Source organism: Pseudomonas fluorescens Q2-87, assembly GCF_000281895.1.
Lineage (GTDB): Bacteria > Pseudomonadota > Gammaproteobacteria > Pseudomonadales > Pseudomonadaceae > Aquipseudomonas > Aquipseudomonas fluorescens_S.
In genome coordinates, this window is the sequence record NZ_CM001558.1 from 4,270,882 (window position 1) to 4,289,672 (window position 18,791).

At 57.9% G+C, this 18,791-nt stretch carries 15 protein-coding genes and 1 pseudogene; 8 read left to right on the plus strand and 8 right to left on the minus strand.

Features of this window, described 5'->3' with window-relative positions:
* Window positions 1-57: 57 nt before the first annotated feature.
* From PFLQ2_RS09015 to kdpF, 5 genes and pseudogenes are all read right to left on the minus strand, one after another.
* Window positions 58-2,709, minus strand: coding sequence for a sensor histidine kinase (locus PFLQ2_RS09015; RefSeq protein ID WP_003183821.1), 2,652 nt, complete (start codon window positions 2,707-2,709; stop codon window positions 58-60).
* Between the two features lie 153 nt (window positions 2,710-2,862).
* On the minus strand, window positions 2,863-3,408 hold the full coding sequence (gene kdpC, locus PFLQ2_RS09010) for a potassium-transporting ATPase subunit KdpC (protein WP_003183824.1): 546 nt from the start codon (window positions 3,406-3,408) through the stop codon (window positions 2,863-2,865).
* 188 nt (window positions 3,409-3,596) lie between these two features.
* The gene (gene kdpB / locus PFLQ2_RS09005; RefSeq protein ID WP_003183826.1) at window positions 3,597-5,651 is read right to left on the minus strand and encodes a potassium-transporting ATPase subunit KdpB; all 2,055 of its coding nucleotides are present in this window, start codon (window positions 5,649-5,651) and stop codon (window positions 3,597-3,599) included.
* A gap of 10 nt (window positions 5,652-5,661) precedes the next feature.
* Window positions 5,662-7,355, minus strand: a pseudogene (gene kdpA, locus PFLQ2_RS09000) (potassium-transporting ATPase subunit KdpA).
* A gap of 8 nt (window positions 7,356-7,363) precedes the next feature.
* Window positions 7,364-7,453 (minus strand): K(+)-transporting ATPase subunit F, encoded by a 90-nt coding sequence (gene kdpF, locus PFLQ2_RS28000; protein WP_003218754.1) that lies wholly within the window; start codon window positions 7,451-7,453, stop codon window positions 7,364-7,366.
* A gap of 415 nt (window positions 7,454-7,868) precedes the next feature.
* On the opposite strand from kdpF, the gene eat reads away from it, so the two are divergent.
* Both eat and PFLQ2_RS28960 read left to right on the plus strand, forming a co-directional pair.
* Window positions 7,869-9,233 (plus strand): ethanolamine permease, encoded by a 1,365-nt coding sequence (gene eat / locus PFLQ2_RS08995; protein WP_003183829.1) that lies wholly within the window; start codon window positions 7,869-7,871, stop codon window positions 9,231-9,233.
* Between the two features lie 120 nt (window positions 9,234-9,353).
* On the plus strand, window positions 9,354-9,521 hold the full coding sequence (locus tag PFLQ2_RS28960) for a DUF2897 family protein (protein ID WP_003183831.1): 168 nt from the start codon (window positions 9,354-9,356) through the stop codon (window positions 9,519-9,521).
* A gap of 166 nt (window positions 9,522-9,687) precedes the next feature.
* Here PFLQ2_RS28960 and PFLQ2_RS08990 read toward each other — a convergent pair whose 3' ends face one another.
* Window positions 9,688-10,539 (minus strand): urea carboxylase-associated family protein, encoded by an 852-nt coding sequence (locus PFLQ2_RS08990; protein WP_003183834.1) that lies wholly within the window; start codon window positions 10,537-10,539, stop codon window positions 9,688-9,690.
* Window positions 10,540-10,782: 243 nt separating this feature from the next.
* Entirely contained in the window at window positions 10,783-12,426 is a 1,644-nt protein-coding gene (locus PFLQ2_RS08985) for a hypothetical protein (RefSeq protein WP_033046181.1), read from the minus strand.
* A gap of 437 nt (window positions 12,427-12,863) precedes the next feature.
* On the opposite strand from PFLQ2_RS08985, the gene PFLQ2_RS08980 reads away from it, so the two are divergent.
* The 6 genes from PFLQ2_RS08980 (at window position 12,864) to rffA (ending at window position 18,344) form a co-directional block, all read left to right on the plus strand.
* A complete protein-coding gene (locus tag PFLQ2_RS08980) occupies window positions 12,864-13,826 on the plus strand; it encodes a glycosyltransferase family 2 protein (RefSeq protein WP_225970841.1) in 963 nt (320 codons plus the stop codon).
* A gap of 2 nt (window positions 13,827-13,828) precedes the next feature.
* A complete protein-coding gene (locus PFLQ2_RS08975) occupies window positions 13,829-14,725 on the plus strand; it encodes a DapH/DapD/GlmU-related protein (RefSeq protein ID WP_003183840.1) in 897 nt (298 codons plus the stop codon).
* On the plus strand, window positions 14,722-15,351 hold the full coding sequence (locus PFLQ2_RS30015; protein ID WP_003183842.1) for a hypothetical protein: 630 nt from the start codon (window positions 14,722-14,724) through the stop codon (window positions 15,349-15,351). Before PFLQ2_RS08975 ends, PFLQ2_RS30015 begins: the two co-directional genes overlap by 4 nt.
* Before the next feature lie 188 nt (window positions 15,352-15,539).
* Entirely contained in the window at window positions 15,540-15,776 is a 237-nt protein-coding gene (locus PFLQ2_RS08970) for an acyl carrier protein (protein ID WP_003183844.1), read from the plus strand.
* A gap of 126 nt (window positions 15,777-15,902) precedes the next feature.
* On the plus strand, window positions 15,903-16,865 hold the full coding sequence (locus tag PFLQ2_RS08965) for a lysylphosphatidylglycerol synthase transmembrane domain-containing protein (RefSeq protein WP_003183845.1): 963 nt from the start codon (window positions 15,903-15,905) through the stop codon (window positions 16,863-16,865).
* A gap of 339 nt (window positions 16,866-17,204) precedes the next feature.
* Window positions 17,205-18,344 carry a dTDP-4-amino-4,6-dideoxygalactose transaminase gene (gene rffA, locus PFLQ2_RS08960; protein WP_003183847.1) on the plus strand — a complete coding sequence of 380 codons (1,140 nt, stop codon included), beginning with the start codon at window positions 17,205-17,207 and terminating at the stop codon, window positions 18,342-18,344.
* Window positions 18,345-18,454: 110 nt separating this feature from the next.
* On the opposite strand, the gene PFLQ2_RS08955 is transcribed toward rffA, so the two are convergent.
* Window positions 18,455-18,787, minus strand: coding sequence for a ComEA family DNA-binding protein (locus tag PFLQ2_RS08955; RefSeq protein ID WP_003183849.1), 333 nt, complete (start codon window positions 18,785-18,787; stop codon window positions 18,455-18,457).
* Between the last annotated feature and the right edge of the window lie 4 nt (window positions 18,788-18,791).

Below are 18,791 nucleotides of genomic sequence, written 5' to 3' on the forward strand. Positions count from 1 at the left end.
GTTCAATGCGGTCAGGTGAAAAGGCAAGCCGGTGGGAAAAGAGTAACCCAGCGCCGCTCAAGCTTCATCGTCCATCCCCGGCTGTGCTTGCAACGGCAGGTGCAAAGTGATGCAGGTGCCACGCCCGTCGAGGCCATCGGTCACGCTGATGCGCCCGCCATGGGCACCGACCATGCCCTGACAGATCGCCAGGCCCAGCCCCGTACCCTGCCCGCCCCGATCACCTCGCGCCGCGGTGTAGAACATGTCGAAGATCTTTTCCCGCTCTTCCTGCGGGATGCCCGGCCCTTCATCGGCGACGGCAAAAAATACTTCGGCGTCCGTCGTCCCCGCGCTCAGCAACAGTCGTCCGTGGGCCGGCGAGAACCGCGCAGCATTCTCCAAAACATTCACCAAGGCTTGTTCGATCAGCGCGGCATGGACATACAGCAGGGGTAATTCGACGGGCACCTCGACGCCGACCGCCAGCGGCGCCAGCACCGCACGCAGGCGGTTCAGCGCGCTGCCGACGATATCTGCCGGCGACACCCAGTCCCGCGCCAGCTTCAGGGCACCGTGGCCAAGGCGGGTCATGTCCAGCAGGTTCTGGATGTAGCGGTCCAGGCGCTCGGCTTCATCGCGGGTGCCCTCGAGCAGCTCGCGACGATCCGCCAGCGGGATCGCCTCCCCCAGCGCCAGCAGGCTGTCGATGCTGCCGCGCATGGCAGTCAGCGGCGTGCGCAGGTCGTGGGACACCGAAGCCAGCAAGGCGCTGCGCAACTGCTCGGTCTCGCCATGCAGGCGCGCCGCTTCCAGATCCTGGGCCAGTTGCGCCCGCGCCAATGCCTGGGCCAACGGCTGACTGAGGGCCGCCAGCAGACGACGACGCTGACCGCTCAGGGGCTTGCCTTCTTTCGGACACACGCCCAATAACGCCAACGGCCCGCCCTCCGCTGACAGTGGCCACCACCACCAACGCCCGGATGGCAGTGTCCCAGTGCCGGCGCCAGCCGGTTGGTCGTGTTGCCAGGACCAGTCGGCTGCCGCGCGCTCGGGTTCGGTGAACGTCAGCGGTTCTCCGCTCTCGATCTTCCAACTGCCTTGGTTGTCGCGGTTGAGCAGGCACAATTGCAAGTCTTGCCAGCCGTTGAGGTGCTGGGCGGCAGCACTGATGACGGCCTGGCGGTCGGTGGCAGCGGTGAGTTTGCGCGACAGGTCGAGCAACTCGCCGGTTTCCTGCTGGGTGTCGCGCAGGGCCTGCAGCTGACGACGCTGGCGGGCCGCCAAGTTGCCGGTCAGGGCCGCCATCAGCAGGAAAAACACCAGTGTCAGCACGTCTTCTTCGCGCTGGATGGTCAGGGAGAAATTCGGCGGGATGAAAAGAAAATCATAGGCCAGGAACGACAGCGCCGCGCAGGCGAGCGCCGGGCCGAGGCTGCTGCGCACGGCCACCAGCAACACCGCCATCAGGAACACCAGGGAAATATTGGGCAATGCCAACACTCCCGAAATCCCCCAGGCCAAGGCGCTGGCCGCCACGGTCGCCAGCAGCGCCAGTACATAATCGAACCCGGTCTGGACGACGCTTGAGCGCACGCGGGCGGGACGGGGTTGCTCGTCGCTGTCCAGCACGTTGATTTCCAGGCCGCGGGCATCACGCAACAGGCGCGAAGCGAGGCCGCCGCCAAACAGCCGCCTGCGCAGGCGCGGCCTGGATTGTCCCACCAACACCAGCGTGGCACGACGCTCGCAGGCATGCTGGATCAAGGTCTTGGCCACCTCGCCGGCTCGCAGCAGCACCACTTCCCCGCCCAGGCGCTCGGCCAATTGCTGGGCATTTTGCAGGCGCTGGCGTGAAGGCTCGTCGCGAACGCTGCCATTGTCCACATGCACCAGGCTCCACGGCAGATGTCGACGCTGGGCAACGCGGCTGGCATGGCGCACCAGGCGTTCAGCCTGGACGTCACCGTCTACGCCCACCAGCAAACGTCCGCGCACCGCCGGTGCGGCCTGGCCCATCTGCCGATAGCCTTGGGCCAAGTCGTTATCGACCTGGGCGGCGGCCGTCTGCATGGCCAATTCGCGCAATGCAGTCAGGTTGGTCTGGGTGAAGAACGCATCGATGGCCGCCCGGGCCTGTTCCGGTACGTAGACCTTGCCGTCGCGCAGGCGCTCCAGGAGCTCGCGCGGTGGCAGGTCGATCAGCAGCAATTCATCGGCTTCCTGCAGGACCCAGTCCGGCAACGTCTCGCGGACCTGCACACCGGTGATGCCGCGCACCTGGTCGTTGAGGCTTTCCAGATGCTGGACGTTGACGGTGGTGTAGACATCGATGCCAGCGCCGAGCAGTTCCTGGATGTCTTGCCAGCGCTTGGCATGGCGGCTGCCGGGCGCGTTGCTGTGGGCCAGTTCATCCACCAGGACCAGGGCTGGCCGGGCCGCCAGCAAACCGTCGAGGTCCATTTCCTCGAGCATGACGCCGCGATATTCCGAGCGCACCAATGGCTGTTGCACCAGGCCGCCAAGCAGCGCTTCGGTTTCGGTTCGGCCATGGGTTTCCACCACACCGGCAATCACCTTTACCCCTTGGCGCAACCGCGTGTGGGCTGCTTGCAGCATGGCGTAGGTCTTGCCGACACCCGGGGCCGCGCCAAGGAAAACCTTGAGTCGGCCTCGGTCGTTGCGGGGCAGATTGGCTAACAGTGCATCGGCGCGGCCGGCGTCGCTCATGCTGGTGGCTCTCGTTTCAGATGTTGATGTAGCGGATGTTCAGCCGCTTTCGCGAGCAAGCCCGCTCCCACCGGATCTACGTAGTACGCTATTTCTACGTCCGCCAAGATTCAATGTGGGAGCGGGCTTGCTCGCGAAGGCGGCTTCACTGGTCTACAGCTTTTCCAACGCCAGGTTCAGCGCCAGCACATTCACTACCGGCGGGCCCACCAAGGGTTGCTCGATGTTGTCGTCGAGCAATCGCTGCAAGGTCGAAACCGGCAGATTGCGCGTCGCGGCGACACGGGCCAGTTGATAGGCAATCGCGGCCGGTGGCAAGTGCGGATCCAGCCCGCTCGCGGAGGTGGTCAGCAGCGCCAGTGGTACCGGCCCCTGCCCGGGCACTTGCAGTTTTTCGGCCTCATCTAGCACCCTTGCGGCCAAGGCCGGGTTGCTCGGGGATAAATTGCTGGCACCGCTGGCGACCGTGGCAAAGGCACCGGCCGATGGCCGTGGATGGAACCAGGCGTCACCGGTGAAATCCTGGGCAATCAGCATCGAGCCACGGACCTTGCCGGTTGCATCCTGTATGAGGCTGCCATTGGCCTGGACGGGAAAGGCGACCTGCGCCACGCCGGTGACCAGCAGTGGGTAGGCGACGCCGGTGATCAGGGTCATCAGAAGCAACAGGCTCAGGGCCGGGCGAACGAGTGTGGACATCCAAATATCCTCAATATGAAAACACATGTGTGGCGAGGGGATTTATCCCCGCTGGGCTGCGCAGCAGCCCCAAAAACAGTCGCCATCGTTTTGCCTGACACACTGAGGTATCAGGCTTGGGGGCCGCTACGCAGCCCAACGGGGATAAATCCCCTCGCCACAATGTCAGTGGTCATCCCATTACTGGCTCAAACCAGACCCATCGCCGTCAGCAACATATCGATCGCCTTGATCCCCACGAACGGCACGACAATCCCGCCCAGGCCATAAATCAACAGGTTGCGCCGCAACAGCGCCGCCGCGCTCGCCGCCTGCACCCGCACGCCACGCAAGGCCAGGGGAATCAGCACGACGATGATCAATGCGTTGAACACGATGGCCGACAGGATCGCGCTCTGCGGGCTGCTCAGGTGCATGACGTTCAACACGCCGAGCTGTGGATAAATCGAAGCGAACAGCGCCGGCAGAATCGCGAAATACTTGGCGATGTCATTGGCGATGGAAAACGTGGTCAGCGCGCCACGGGTCACCAGCAGTTCCTTACCGATCTGCACCACGTCCAGCAACTTGGTCGGGTCGCTGTCGAGGTCGACCATGTTCGCGGCCTCCCGCGCCGCCTGGGTGCCGTCGTTCATCGCCATGCCGACGTCGGCCTGGGCCAGGGCCGGCGCATCGTTGGCACCGTCGCCGCACATCGCCACCAGCCGACCGTCGTTCTGCTCATGGCGGATTCTCGCGAGTTTTTTCTCTGGCGTAGCCTCGGCCAGCACGTCATCAACCCCGGCTTCAGCGGCAATCGCGGCGGCGGTCAATGGGTTGTCACCGGTAACCATCACCGTGCGGATTCCCAGCTTGCGCAGTTCGGCAAAACGCTCACGGATACCCGGCTTGACCACATCCTTGAGATGGATCGCGCCCAGCAGCCGGCCATCCATGCACACCAGCAGCGGCGTGCCACCGCTCTGGGCGATCTTGTCGACCTCCCGGGCCAGGGCCGACGGCAGCTCATTGCGCGGTAGACCGATGAAATCCAACAACGAATCCACAGCGCCTTTGCGGTAGATGCGTCCTTGATAATCGACGCCGGACAACCGCGTCTCGGCGCTGAATGGCACAACCGTCAACGCTTCGAGGCCGGGCTCGGATTGCGGATTCAAGCCCCGCAGGTATTCGACGATGGACTTGCCCTCGGCCGTATCGTCGCCCAGCGAGGCGAACAGCGCACCTTCGGCCAGCGTCTGGGCGCTCACGCCGGGGGCGGCATGGACTGCCGCGCAACGGCGGTTGCCGAAGGTGATGGTGCCGGTCTTGTCCAGCATCAGCACATGCACGTCCCCCGCTGCCTCCACCGCACGGCCGGACTTGGCGATCACGTTCAGGCGCACCAGACGATCCATCCCGGCGATGCCGATGGCCGAGAGCAACCCGCCGATGGTGGTCGGGATCAACGTCACCAACAGCGCCACCAGGAACACCAGGGGCAGGCTGCCATTGGCGAAGTGAGCGAACGGCTGGAGCGTCACCACCACCAGCAGGAAAATCAGCGTCAGGCCGATCAGCAGAATATCGAGCGCCACTTCGTTGGGTGTCTTCTGGCGCTTGGCGCCTTCGACCAGGGCGATCATGCGGTCCAGGGTGGATTCGCCAGGGTTGCTGGTAATCCGTACCAGCAACCAGTCGGACACCAGCCGCGTGTTGCCGGTGACGGCCGAGCGATCACCACCGGACTCACGAATGACCGGCGCCGATTCACCCGTGATGGCAGCCTCGTTGACGGCGGCAATGCCTTCGATCACTTCACCGTCGCCGGGAATCATCTCCCCCGCTGCGACGCGCACCACATCGCCTTTGCGCAAGCGGGTGGCGGGGATCACCTCAAAACCGCTGGCGGTTTGGCGACGTGCGCTCAGGCCCTCACTGCCGGCCTTGAGACTGTCGGCCCGGGCCTTGCCGCGACCTTCGGCCAACGCTTCGGCAAAATTGGCGAACAGCACGGTGAACCAGAGCCACAGGGCAATTTGCGCTGCCACAAACGTCGGCACTGCGCTGTCGGGAATGAAACAGAGGACGGTGGTCAGGATCGCAGTCAGTTCCACCACCAGCATTACCGGGGCGCGTTGCAGCTGGCGCGGGTCGAGCTTGACGAAGGCTTGCACCAGCGCGGGCCGCCACAGGGCCAACAGGCTGGCTTTCGGTTGTTCCGGTGCCTTGGCGGCAACGGTTTTGCTCATCGGCATATTCATCATCAGTTCCTCAGAAGCCCATGCTCAAGTGTTCGGCAATCGGCCCCAGCGCCAGGGTCGGCAGGAAGGTCAGTCCACCCACCAGCAGGATGGTCACGGTCAACAAGGTCACGAACAGCGGGCCGTGGGTGGGGAAGCTGTTCTGGCCGATCGGCGCGGTTTTCTTCAGCGCCAGACTGCCAGCCAACGCCAGCACCGGCAGGATGTAGCCGAAACGGCCGATCAACATGCCCAGGCCCAGCATCAGGTTGTGGAAAGACGTGTTGGCGCTGAACCCTCCGAATGCCGAACCGTTGTTTGCTCCCGCCGAGGTGTAGGCGTACAGCAACTGGCTGAAACCATGGGCCCCCGGATTACTCACCGCCGCGGCCGGCCCGGGCAAACTCGCGGCGATGGCGCCCAGCACCAGCACGCTCACGGGCATGACCAGCAGGGTAACCACCAGCAACTGCACCTCCCTGGCACCCAGCTTCTTGCCCAGGTATTCCGGGGTACGACCGATCATCAATCCAGCCAGAAACACCGCGATCAGCACGTTCAGCAACATGCCGTAGAGCCCGGCCCCAACGCCGCCGAAGATCACTTCGCCGACCATCATGTTCACCAGCGCCACCATGCCGCTCAACGGATTCAGGCTGTCATGCATGGCGTTGACCGAGCCGTTGGACGCCGCTGTGGTGGTCACCGACCACAACACCGTAGCGGTGGTGCCGAAGCGCGCTTCCTTGCCTTCGAGGGGCGCGGTCTGTTCCACGGCAGGGCTGTTCAGGGCTGGGTTGGGCTGGTACTCGGCCCACAGCGACGTGGCGCCGCCGATCAAGAACAGCACCAGCATGCAAGCGATGATCGCCCGGCTCTGACGCAGGTCCTTGACGTAATGGCCAAAGGTAAACACCAGCGCGGCGGGAATCAGGATGATCGAAGCAACCTCGAACAGATTGCTCAGGGCCGTCGGGTTCTCGAAGGGGTGTGCCGAGTTGACGCCGAAAAAACCGCCGCCGTTGGTGCCCAATTGCTTGATGGCGATCTGGCTCGCGGCCGGCCCCAATGGAATCACCTGGTCGACGCCCTGCATCGTCACCCCGTGCACATAATGCGCAAAAGTCTGCGGCACGCCCTGCCACACCAGGAACAGCGCCAACAACAGGCACAGCGGCAACAGCCCATAAAGGGTGGCGCGGGTCATGTCGACCCAGAAGTTGCCCAGCGTCGCGGTGGACTTGCGCCCGATCCCGCGGCAGAGCGCCACCAGCACGGCCAGCCCGGTGGCGGCGCTGACGAAGTTCTGCACGGTCAGGCCGATCATCTGGCTCAGGTAGCTCAGGGATGCCTCGCCGCTGTAGGACTGCCAGTTGGTGTTGGTCACGAAACTCACGGCCGTGTTGAAGGCCTGGGTCCATTCCATGCCCGGCAATTGCTCGGTGTTGAGGGGCAGATATCCCTGGAACAACAAGACCGCGAACAGTACGAAAAAACCGGCCAGGTTGAAGGCGAGCAAGGCCAGGGTGTATTTCTGCCAGCTCTGCTCAAGGTCGGGATCGACGCCGGCCAGGCGATAGCAACCGCGCTCCACCGGGCCGAGGATCGGGGACAGCCAAGTGCGCTGGCCCTCCATCACCCGATAGTAAAAACGCCCCAGAAACGGTGCCGGGATCAGCACCAGGGCAAAAAGGCGAGGACCAGCCCATAGTCATAACCGTGCATAGCCGCTCCTAGTTCCGATCCGCGCGCAACAGCGCAACCAGCAGATAAATGAACAGCGCCACTGCCAGCAGCAGCGACACCCCGTCCAGAACACTCATGGGATTTCTCCGTGGTACGGCGTCGTGCCGTGTGTGAGGTAATTGTCGGCAAGGGGGCTGTAAAGGAACGAGATCGAAGGGAGGCTTGGGGGGTAAAGAATCTGTAAAAAATGGGGCAAGGCATCGTTATGCCAGTGCCTGGACTGCCGTCTTCGCGAGCAAGCCCGCTCCCACATGGATAGGTTGTGTACGTGAAATCAGTGGATCACCACAGATCTACTGTGGGAGCGGGCTTGCTCGCGAAGACGGCATCACAGACTCTGATGCCCTTAACTGGCGCACAACAGGAGCCCAACGAGCAAGGAACATCCCCGATACGACACCATTTGACCCGTTACGACTGCCCCCGCCACCCTGGCACGCCCACTGCACTGCCCTTCCCCAGCGCTTTTGCTAACGATCGAGGGGAGCCACGATGAACACACAACTCAAACCCACGCTAGGCACCTTGCACTTGTGGGGCATTGCCGTCGGGCTGGTGATTTCGGGCGAGTATTTCGGTTGGAGTTATGGCTGGGGCGTGGCCGGGACGCTGGGTTTTCTGGTGACATCCTTCATGGTCGCGGCCATGTACACCTGTTTCATCTTCAGCTTCACCGAGCTGACCACCGCGATTCCCCACGCCGGCGGGCCGTTTGCCTATAGCCGTCGAGCCTTCGGTGAAAAAGGTGGCTTGATTGCAGGCCTGGCGACGCTGATCGAGTTCGTCTTCGCTCCGCCCGCCATTGCCCTGGCCATCGGTGCCTACCTGAATGTGCAATTTCCCGCCCTGGACCCGAAACACGCGGCGGTCGGCGCCTATATCGTCTTCATGGGCCTGAACATCCTCGGGGTCAAATTGGCTGCGACGTTCGAGCTGATTGTTTGCGTACTGGCCGTGGCCGAACTGTTGGTGTTCATGGGCGTCGTCGCCCCGGCGTTCAGCTTCAGCCATTTTGCCTTGAACGGCTGGGCCGGTTCCGACGTATTCGGCGCACCGGCCATTGCCGGCATGTTCGCCGCGATTCCCTTCGCCATCTGGTTCTTCCTCGCTATTGAAGGCGCAGCGATGGCGGCCGAAGAAGCCAAGGACCCGAAACGTACGATTCCCAAGGCCTACATCAGTGGCATCCTGACCTTGGTGGTGCTGGCGATGGGCGTGATGTTCTTCGCTGGGGGCGTGGGCGATTGGCGGACCCTGTCGAATATCAACGATCCGTTGCCCCAAGCCATGAAAAGCGTGGTCGGCGAAAGCTCCGGGTGGTTGCACATGCTGGTATGGATCGGCCTGTTCGGCCTGGTGGCGAGTTTCCATGGCATCATCCTTGGCTATTCGCGCCAGTTCTTCGCCCTGGCCCGCGCCGGCTACCTGCCTGTCTCCCTGGCCAAACTGTCACGCTTCCAGACCCCGCACCGGGCCATCGTCGCCGGTGGCGTGATCGGCATCGCCGCGATCTACAGCGACGGCCTGATCAACCTCGGCGGCATGACCCTGACCGCCGCGATGATCACCATGGCCGTGTTCGGCGCCATCGTCATGTACATCATGAGCATGCTCAGCCTGTTCAAGTTGCGTAAAACCGAACCCAACCTGGAACGTACTTTTCGCGCACCGGGTTATCCGATCGTGCCGGGGATCGCCCTGGTTCTGGCGGTGGTGTGCCTGGTGGCGATGGCCTGGTTCAATGCGCTGATCGGGCTAATCTTCCTCGGCTTCATGGCGGCGGGCTTCCTGTACTTCCTGCTCACCGCACAACTGCGTGCCGATGCGCCGGCTGATGCGATGCTGACCGGGCTCTGAGGTGAAAGCGGCAGAACGGGCGTAGTATTGAACCACTGCGAGCGACTTTCGCTCATAAGCGATAGGTGCGATGGAACAGCGAAATGCTCGTTCGTCCATCGCCCCCTCAAGGAGAGCCCTATGCCCTGGTATGCCTGGTTGATTCTGATTGTTGCAATCGGCTCGATCGTTGGCGGTCTGATGATGCTGCGCGACACCGCCAACAAGGTTGAATTGACGGATGAACAGCGCAAGCGTGTGGCCGAGCGCAATGCCGAGATGGATGCGAAGGAGGCCAAGGATCGTTAAGCTGCACACCGCTTCCGTGGCGAGGGAGCTTGCTCCCGCTGGGGCGCGAAGCGGCCCTAAACCTGCTGGCGCGGAGTGTCAGGCTAAGCGGGTTTGGGCTGTTGGGGCTGCTACGCAGCCCAGCGGGAGCAAGCTCCCTCGCCACAAAAAGCCAGCGCTTGCTACCTCACTGCTCCCAATCCGCCTTGGCAATGTGCAAGCCATGCAAGCCCTTGTATGCCGCCCGCTCAGGCTGGCTCCAGCCTGCCAGCAATGAATCCTCGAGCCTGTAGATCTCCACTCCCAGGGGACGACAGACGCTAAGCGGATCTTGCGCATCCGGCCCCCACATCGCCAGCGACAGGTCACCACCAGGACAGGTGGACAACGCGCACAGCAGATCGATCTCGGCAAAAAACTCCAGGTAGTCGCCCTTCTGCGCCGGACAGGCCTTCATGAAATACATGTCGTCATGATTGAGCCCCGTGCACTGGAAAATATTCAACACGTCGTGCACATCGAACTCCGTCAGGCCGTGGGGCAGCACCGCACGGGTCAGGTTCGAATGGCAGTGATGGTGAAAGTCCTCGCCAGTCAGCATTTTGTTCACATAGGGGTCGCAGCGCGTACCCAGCAAGTCGTGCAGCCGTCCACCGTGCTCATCGATGCCATAACCGGCCAGGCTGTCATCGGTGATGGTCACCAGTGGCCGCAGGAATGGCAGGTTCGACCACAACCGATCATGAGTGCTGACATGTGCGCCTTGGAGCTGGCGAGTACGCGCCGCCCAGAGGCGTTCACGGGGATCGTGGGCGTTCCAGACGTTGAAATCGCCCACCTGCGGGCCCACAGGGGTAGTGACGCGAAACACATGACCGGCCGGTACGTGCCAGGCTCGGCCGGTGCGGATCGGGACTTCGAATTGCTCGATCAGCGTGCGCTTGTCCTGCTGGGTGCGGATGCGGTCGTAAAAGGGCTTGTCCACCTGCAGGGCTGAGCCTTTGCTGACCTGGTAGGCGGCTGGGTAGTCTTTGTACATGGCGAGAATCCTTGATCAGGTGTGATTGGCAAGAGTCAGTAGTTGCAAAAGCAGTTGCTCGGAATCGTCGAGATAAAGGCTCAGTGACGTTTCATGCCGGGTTCAATCACGCCGATGTTTTACAGAGCTTGCTGGCCTTCACTCTGCCGAAGTCAAACCCACCGGAAAGCGCGGACCGGTCATTGCGACCGGCCTCTTTTCCCATCAGCGCTTTCCGTGCGACGTAATCAGGAGCAGTGCCTGTCAGAGCTTACCGAAATTGACACAGCAATAACCTTTATCATCTTTTTCCTGCGCCTCCCTGAATGGATAGGGTACCCATTCGCACCGGGTGATCAGCCCCGGACTGTTTAGTCCTTTTAGAAACGGCAACAACTTGCCGTTACTCAAGTCGCCGCCATATCCAATTTCGGACACATAGAGAACGTGGATCGGTTGCTTATCGCGCAGATAGGCAAAGTATGTCATATGATCAACGACAACGTTCTCTGCTGACTGCGTGGGAATATTGCATGACGTCCCCAACTTTGTAATTGACTCCAAATGAGGTTGTACACCAAAAACCGGAATTGACAATGGTTGCCCAGGCAAGCTTGACTGGGTAAAAGCTGCATTACCAACGAGGCCTGGCGTAACGAATACCGACAATGTCACCAGCGATGCCGTCGCAAGGATCAATAGAAGTGAATAAGCGGCCAATACCGATGCGTTGTTCAGCTTCGCTGCGCGCCGGGTATGCATCAATAAGGCCGCGATGATGATGGAAACAGGCACGAATTGAACGCCTGCGTAGAAATTCTGGATATTGTAGAAGAATGCGTTAATCACATTTGCCCCGGTCAACAATAGCGCCAACACCACCGGGACAGTGATTCGTCGGCGAAGCACTTGCAACAAAAACACCAGAATGCTTAGAATGTGAGTCGCGACTATAAATGCGTATAGGGCGTATTCAATGGTCAAGTTAAGATATGGCAACGCTCCAAAGCTGTCCGTCATCGGAGGCAGCCAACCGGATTGGTAAGTAGCATTAAAGTTCAGGTGCGGCAACATCCGCTCAGGAAAGCTTATTAAATTGTTATAGGCGGCGCTGATGAACTCAAAGGGGGCACTGAACAACATTCCCGGCAATAGGGTGTTGGTCGCTAACAGCTGTTGAATTTGGGGAGCGTCTTGGCAGGCCCCCAGTGCGCTGAAATACAGGAAGACTTGAACGCACAAGGCCAATACGAATAGCAGCAGGCCATAGCGAACCACTTTATGGTAGGTAGCTGTCGCCGACCAGACGGCCGCCAGCGCGAACGGCATGTAAAACAGGCTTTTGGGATGAGCATAGAAGAACAAAGACAGCAAAAATGCTAACCCTACCCCGATTGCCGCTTGTGCTCGTGGAGACTTTCCTTCCTTCAAAAACAGAGCAGACAGGCAGAGCACCAGAATCGCCAGTATCAGAAGATGCTCCGGACGCGACATAACCCACAAAAAAGGCAGGACACCCAGCGACGCCACTGCGACTAATCCGGCAAAACGCTGGAGCCCTGCTCCCGAGTCGTGCGCTTGGCGCAAACACCAATAAGCCAGCAAACCGAACCAGATCAGCGCTAAAACAATACCACTGACCCTCAGGCCAAGCGGCCCCAGATGACCATATACGGCCGACAGTGACATCGCAGCCGGATAAAATATCCAAACGACCGCTCGCCCGGCGGTGGCCGTGCATTGTGGATATAACGTAACCGCATTGCCTTCCTCAAGAAAAAGCCGCGCAATTCTGAATTTTGTCACCACCTCATCAGAATAGATTGGGAGAAATATCCCACTCAGCAATACTGCAAAAAACAATATCAGGTGCAGGATCTGGATTTTTCTTATTACCGCTTCTCTCATCAATCAAACATCCGGTCGAATCAAGATGGACTGTCCATCTTGTCAATAGAGGCTCACTCGCCAGCGCCGATGATAGCCGAATCCCGACACCGAACCTATCATGCGTCCGTCGCGCCCACTGTTCGGCGTGATATCCATTTAGGGTAACGCTTCGAACACCAACCTAGCCCCCGCCTATTGAAGAAGCATCAAGCTCCCGGTGCCGTGACACCTTCTCTTCCATGGCTTAAAATCCTTCACTTTTTAACGAAGATCCGCTGAGGTTTCACAATGCCTGCTTGAAGTCGAGCGACGCTGGTGACTGGTAAAGCCTGATGCTCACCCCATCGGCTGCGACATGCCGTGCACGACCAAGCGGAAGCAACGAATCTACAAGCCCGTAACATCCATACAGGACGCATCGGCAGCCTGTGTCATCGTTTAATCCAATGGTCAGGATGAAGCTCAAGGTGATCGATAGAACCGTTTCAGTTAGCTTGGTTGTACCCGTTTTTAGGAGCATGAATACGCTCCCGGAGTTTTACGCACGTGCACAAGCAGCCCTCGGGCTGATTTGCGACGACTGGGAGATTATCCTGGTGGACGATGCGAGCCCGGATCAGACGTGGTTTGCCGCACTGGCGCTTCACGAACAGGACCCGCGGGTCAAAGCCATTCGCTTCGCAAGGAACAAAGGGCAACAACATGCCACCCTGTGCGGCATCAGCTACGCCTGCAAACGCTATGTCGTGACGATTGACGACGATCTGCAGTGTTTTCCTGAGGACTTGTCGCTTTTCATCGACCAGCTCCAGGCGGGCAAGCATGTCGTAATCGGCAAGATACCGATGGCCGAGAAACAACACAGTACCTGGCGCAACCTGGCCTCTTGGCTTAATCAGAAACTAGTCAGCAAGGTGTTGGGCAAACCGACTGATTTCGGTCTTTCTAGCTACAGGGCGATGAGCCAGCAAGTGGCGAAACAGCTGGCCAGGTATCAAGGATCACATCCTCACATTGCCGCGATGCTGTTCAATTCGGTGCCCATCAGCATGATGGCGAATGTGACCATACGTCACGCACCGCGCGCCGACGGCGGTCCAAGCACCTACACCTTGGGCAAGATGTTCAAAACGCTATCGTTCCTCATTATCAACTACTCGCTCCTGCCATTGCGCTATGTGGTGATTTGGGGATTCATGGTCAGTGCGTCGAGTATTCTCTTCGCAGTGTTCGTGCTGCTGCGCACCCTCCTGACTGACCATATTGTGCCCGGCTGGGCGTCACTTGCTATCCTCGTGTCCTTTCTTGCCGGCAACATACTTTTGGCTTTGGGCGTACAGGGTGAGTACCTAGGGAGGCTGGTAGAAAACGCAACTCACCTTAGCCAGTTCCCAATTATCGAAGAGCATGTGGATTAATAATGACCTCCACCTACCGAGTCATGGATTATTTTCCGCCCGAAGATACTTTAAATAGCGGTTTCTTTACGCACCTCGACGAAATTGAAGCACAAGCACCCGGCGCCTTGGTGTACTGTCAGAACATTCACTACCTGCATAAAGCGCTGGCCATCGTGAACGTGGCCTGTATTCTGTGCCCCGAAAATCTGATGGATGAAGTACGGGCGACGGAAAAAACAATTGTATTCTGCGTCGACCCTCGAACCGCCTTTTTCCGTCTCTACAATAGTTTCAACCAAGAGGCGGGATGCGCAACTTTGCCTCCCCCCATCATCGGAGACAACTGCAAACTACACCCCAGCGCCGTTATCTCGCCATTGGCTAAACTGGGCAACAACGTCGAAGTTTCAGCGAATGTTGTCATTGAAGGCCCTGTCGAGATCGGAGACAACGTTTTCATCGGTTCGAATGCCGTAGTGGGCGCCGAGGGCCTCATCACCCTGCGCAACGGCGACGGCACGCTGACGATGGTCAAGCATCAGGGCGGCGTACGCATCGGATCAGGCTGTCAAGTGCTCGCTGGCGCGGTGATTGCGCGCTCTTTATTCCAGCAACCGACCACTATCCACGATAATTGCCAGATTGGCATCATGACGAATATTGGTCACGGCGCGGTGATTGGCAAAAATTGCGTTGTATCCGGCAACACCGTGGTCGCCGGGCGCTCTCGCTTGGGAGCAGGCGTATGGGTCGGTGCCTCCTGCTCCATCGCCCAGGGTCTGGTGATCGGGGACGCTGTACAAATAAGAATGGGCTCGGTAGTCATCAGCGATATCGCACCACATAGCGTTGTGTCCGGAAACTTCGCGATCAATCATAGGGCGAACATGACGGCCCACCTGGGGAAATTGAAATGATGCACTCCACCGAGCTTTCACTGGGTTTCAAGGGCGAAAGGACTTATATACAGGGAGCCGACATCCTCTGTGCCACGATGCAATCCATTATGGATCGTGCGCCGGACGCAAGGATCGAAAAGCTCGACTTCAAAATTGGCAGAATGACCAGCCATCTCCTCAGTTGTCACTGGTGGCCAAGGTCCGCTCCTCAAACGCCAGGGGGTAACGACATTGCCAGCTTCACTTTTCACCTAGATGGCGTTGAACATGAAGGCAGATTGATTCAAGCCGAAGGACTTGCCGAAACTCGACGCGCCTATGACGAGTCGCTGGTCAACAGCAACAGCCATTACTCTCCCGCCAAGCATTCGATTAGCCTGACGAACATGCCAGCAAACTTTTCTTCGATAGAAGTGCTGATATCACTGAACAAGGCGTTGCATCTCAAAGAACTGTGCCTACCCAGTGCTCACCAATGGGTTTTCTGCCGCTGGGAAAGCCCCGAGTGGCCGCTGAGCCATGAGTTGGGCGGAGTAGAGCTGACGATCGAACAAACCCTGGGCACCCGACTGACCCGTACTCGCATTGAACTCGGTTCGGAACAGATCGGCACCATTTACTTCAGCGCCCTGAACGTCGATTGACGGCCGCGCGGGAAAAGGTCGTGAACTGCATGCAGGACAGCCCCGCTACTGCCTGGATTGTGGCAAAATTCTCGGCCTTGAGCTTCGCGCCCGCCGCGAAATCGCCTTCCAACCGTCGCATCATTTAATCCGAGTAGAAAAATTTCTGACCGGGATAACAGCAACACCAGAACGAGGAAACACCGACCGTGCCAACTACAAAAGAAACGATCATTGAGCTCATCAAGAAAGCTAATGTTGTGGCGGACGCTTCGTCATTACGTGACAACCTGAAGTTGATCGACCAGGGAATCGACTCGATGGATATTTTCGCCATCATGATTGCTATCCAGGACCATTACCAGATTCAGATACCCGACGACGACATTGAACGCCTTCAAACAGTGAACGACTTGGTCGGTTATATAGACTCTAAACAGTCATAAGCAATATTTTGTCACTCAAGGTGAAACATGGTGCAAACGACCATCCCGCACGCCCCCCCCACTGCACAGGCAATTTCCTCTGTGTTTAGCGAAGTATTCGCCTTCCTCGAGCATTGAGCAGCCCGCATGCCCGCAACGCTTTTAAGACTGATTTTTGCCATTTTAATTTTTGTCTTCCTGGCAAAAACACTAGATATCCAGCTAGCGTCATTAATTGATGGCATTAAAGCATGGCAATATCTTGCGTTGGCTGCGGGCATTCCCTTGACGCTAAGCTCGTTTTTCTCCATCAGTCGCTGGCAAGTATTTTTACGACTCAACTCAATTGATGAAGCGTTACCCAGTCTATGGAAGGTGAGCTTGGTCTCTCAGTTTCAAGGCTTGGTTTTTCCATCGTCACAAGGCGGAGACGCTTTTCGTATGCTCCATATCGAGCGACGTCACCCGGATAAGCGAGGAACGGCCGGCAGTACCGTCATTATAGATAGGATGATGGGCCTATTGGTGCTGTGTGCTCTTACCCTTTGCGCTCTGCCTTTTCTACCGAAATCAGACAATTACACTTCGCTCAACATTACCGTTCTCGTTATCAGTTGCATCGCAGTCGGCGCGCAACTTTCATTCAGCAGTAGAAAAATCCATACACTCTATAGCCATCTCATTTTTCAGAACTCGCTGCTGTCTCGCCTATTAGGATATATAGAAAAACTTCACGCCAGCACGGTCAGCTTTCCTTATCAACGGGCGCTTAAAAGTTCCTTGCTCTATATTTTCTGCCATCAAATATCGCTAATATTGGTGGTATATCTGGTATTTCGAGCGTATGGCTACGACATCCCCTTCGTTCAACATTTAGCACTATATCCTGTCATTGCTATCCTGACCATGGTTCCATTAACCATTGGCGGGCTCGGCGTGCGAGAAGGTTTTTTTGTATATTTTTATGGTTTGTTGGACGTACCGGCCAACGTAGCTGTAGGTGCCTCCCTGGCAAATTACACGTTGATGGTACTAATCCCCGCCACTTGTGGCGCAATTATTTATTTGTGGGATACCCTTCGAGACAGCCGCCTGAAGCGCATTAACTAACAGAGAGCTTAGGCAATGAACTTAGATCGCACCCCGTTCCCCAAGTCGGCCTTCGAAGTCCTTGCTCCGCCTGAGGCACGGCATTGGTGGTTTCGGGCCCGTAACCGAGTAATTATGTGGGTATTGAGATCTCGTATCGGCGACATTCGCAATTTTTTGGAAATTGGTTGCGGTATTGGTTTTGTGCTGGATGGCACCCACCAAGATTACCCCGACGACGAATCGGATCCTGGAATTCGTCATGAAGATAGAGCATAGCTTGTTGAAGGCAGGTATCACGCTCCCCTTCGGGAGTTCGCTCCTGTTGTTAGCTAGAAAACAATAATCCGGAGACATGCAGTGAGCGACCTTAAAATTCCCTTCAATCGCCCTTATATGACGGGTAAAGAGCTTTATTATATCGCCGAAGCAAAATTCCTCAATAAACTCTCCGGTGACGGCCCCTTCACCCGACGTTGCCACCAGTGGCTGGAACAGTATAGCCACAGTGAAAAAGCGTTATTGACACACTCATGTACTGCGGCCTTGGAAATGTCAGCTCTACTGCTGGATATTCAACCCGGGGACGAAGTCATCATGCCGTCTTACACATTCGTCTCCACCGCTAACGCATTTGTATTGCGCGGCGGGATACCAGTGTTTGTGGATATCAGAGAAGATACCTTGAATTTAGACGAAAGGTTAATTGAAGCCGCAATTACACCTCGCACCAAGGCAATCGTTCCGGTTCACTACGCAGGCGTTGCCTGCGAAATGGACACGATAATGGAGATCGCCCGCCGACACGGCCTCTACGTCGTAGAGGATGCTGCACAGGGTGTCATGGCGTCTTATAAAGGAAGAGCTTTAGGTAGTATTGGTGATTTAGGTGCGTATAGCTTCCATGAAACCAAGAATGTGATCTCCGGCGAAGGTGGCGCTCTATTGGTTAACGACCCGGCAATGTCGTTACGCGCCGAAATCATCCGCGAGAAAGGTACGGACCGAAGCCGCTTCTTCAGGGGCGAAGTCGACAAATACACATGGCAGGAAGTTGGATCATCTTATCTCCCAGGAGAATTGACCGCCGCGTTTCTTTGGGCACAGCTGGAAGAGGCACAGTCAATCACACAGAATCGCCTGAATAGCTGGAGCCGCTATCACCAGGCGCTCAAGGAGCTTGAATTGAAAGGCGCGGTGCGCCGTCCGATCATCCCGGAAAACTGTACGCATAATGCCCATATGTACTATGTATTACTTGCTCCCGGCATTGACCGCCAGCGCACGCTAGATAAACTCAAGCTCGACCATATTTATTCGGTGTTCCACTACGTACCGCTGCACTCCTCTCCAGCTGGGCTACGTTACGGTCGTACCCATGGCACGATGACAAATACAGATACCTTGTCGGAACGCTTGATCCGCCTGCCACTCTGGATGGGGCTGAGTGAAGACCAACTCACCCATATCGTCGACTCGCTACAGCGCGCCGTTTCCTGAAAAGAGGATGCGTGGCGATTTCGAATATGTTGGTGCAACGCTAGAACTATCGGATGGAATGCAAAAAGGCCGGCCATCGAAGCCGGCCTTTTTCGCTAGCTACTTAGCCCTTATCTCACTTCCAGTTTGTCACGATTCCGATCCACTATAGCCTTGCCAATTCCCTTGACCTCCAATAGCTCTTCAACCGACGAAAATGCCCCATTGCTCTCACGATAAGCCACAATCGCCTTGGCCTTGGCCTCTCCAACTCCCAACAACTCACGTTGCAAGGTCGTGGCATCTGCACCATTAAGATCAATTTTAACGCGTTGAGATGCTCCCACGTCAACGGCTTGCTGCGAGGCTACGGTTTCCAGTTTCGCGGCAGGTGCGGCGACAGCACCTATTGAGGCGCTGGTCAGAAGGGCAAAAACCAAGGAGTAGAAATAACGTGTACGCATCAGT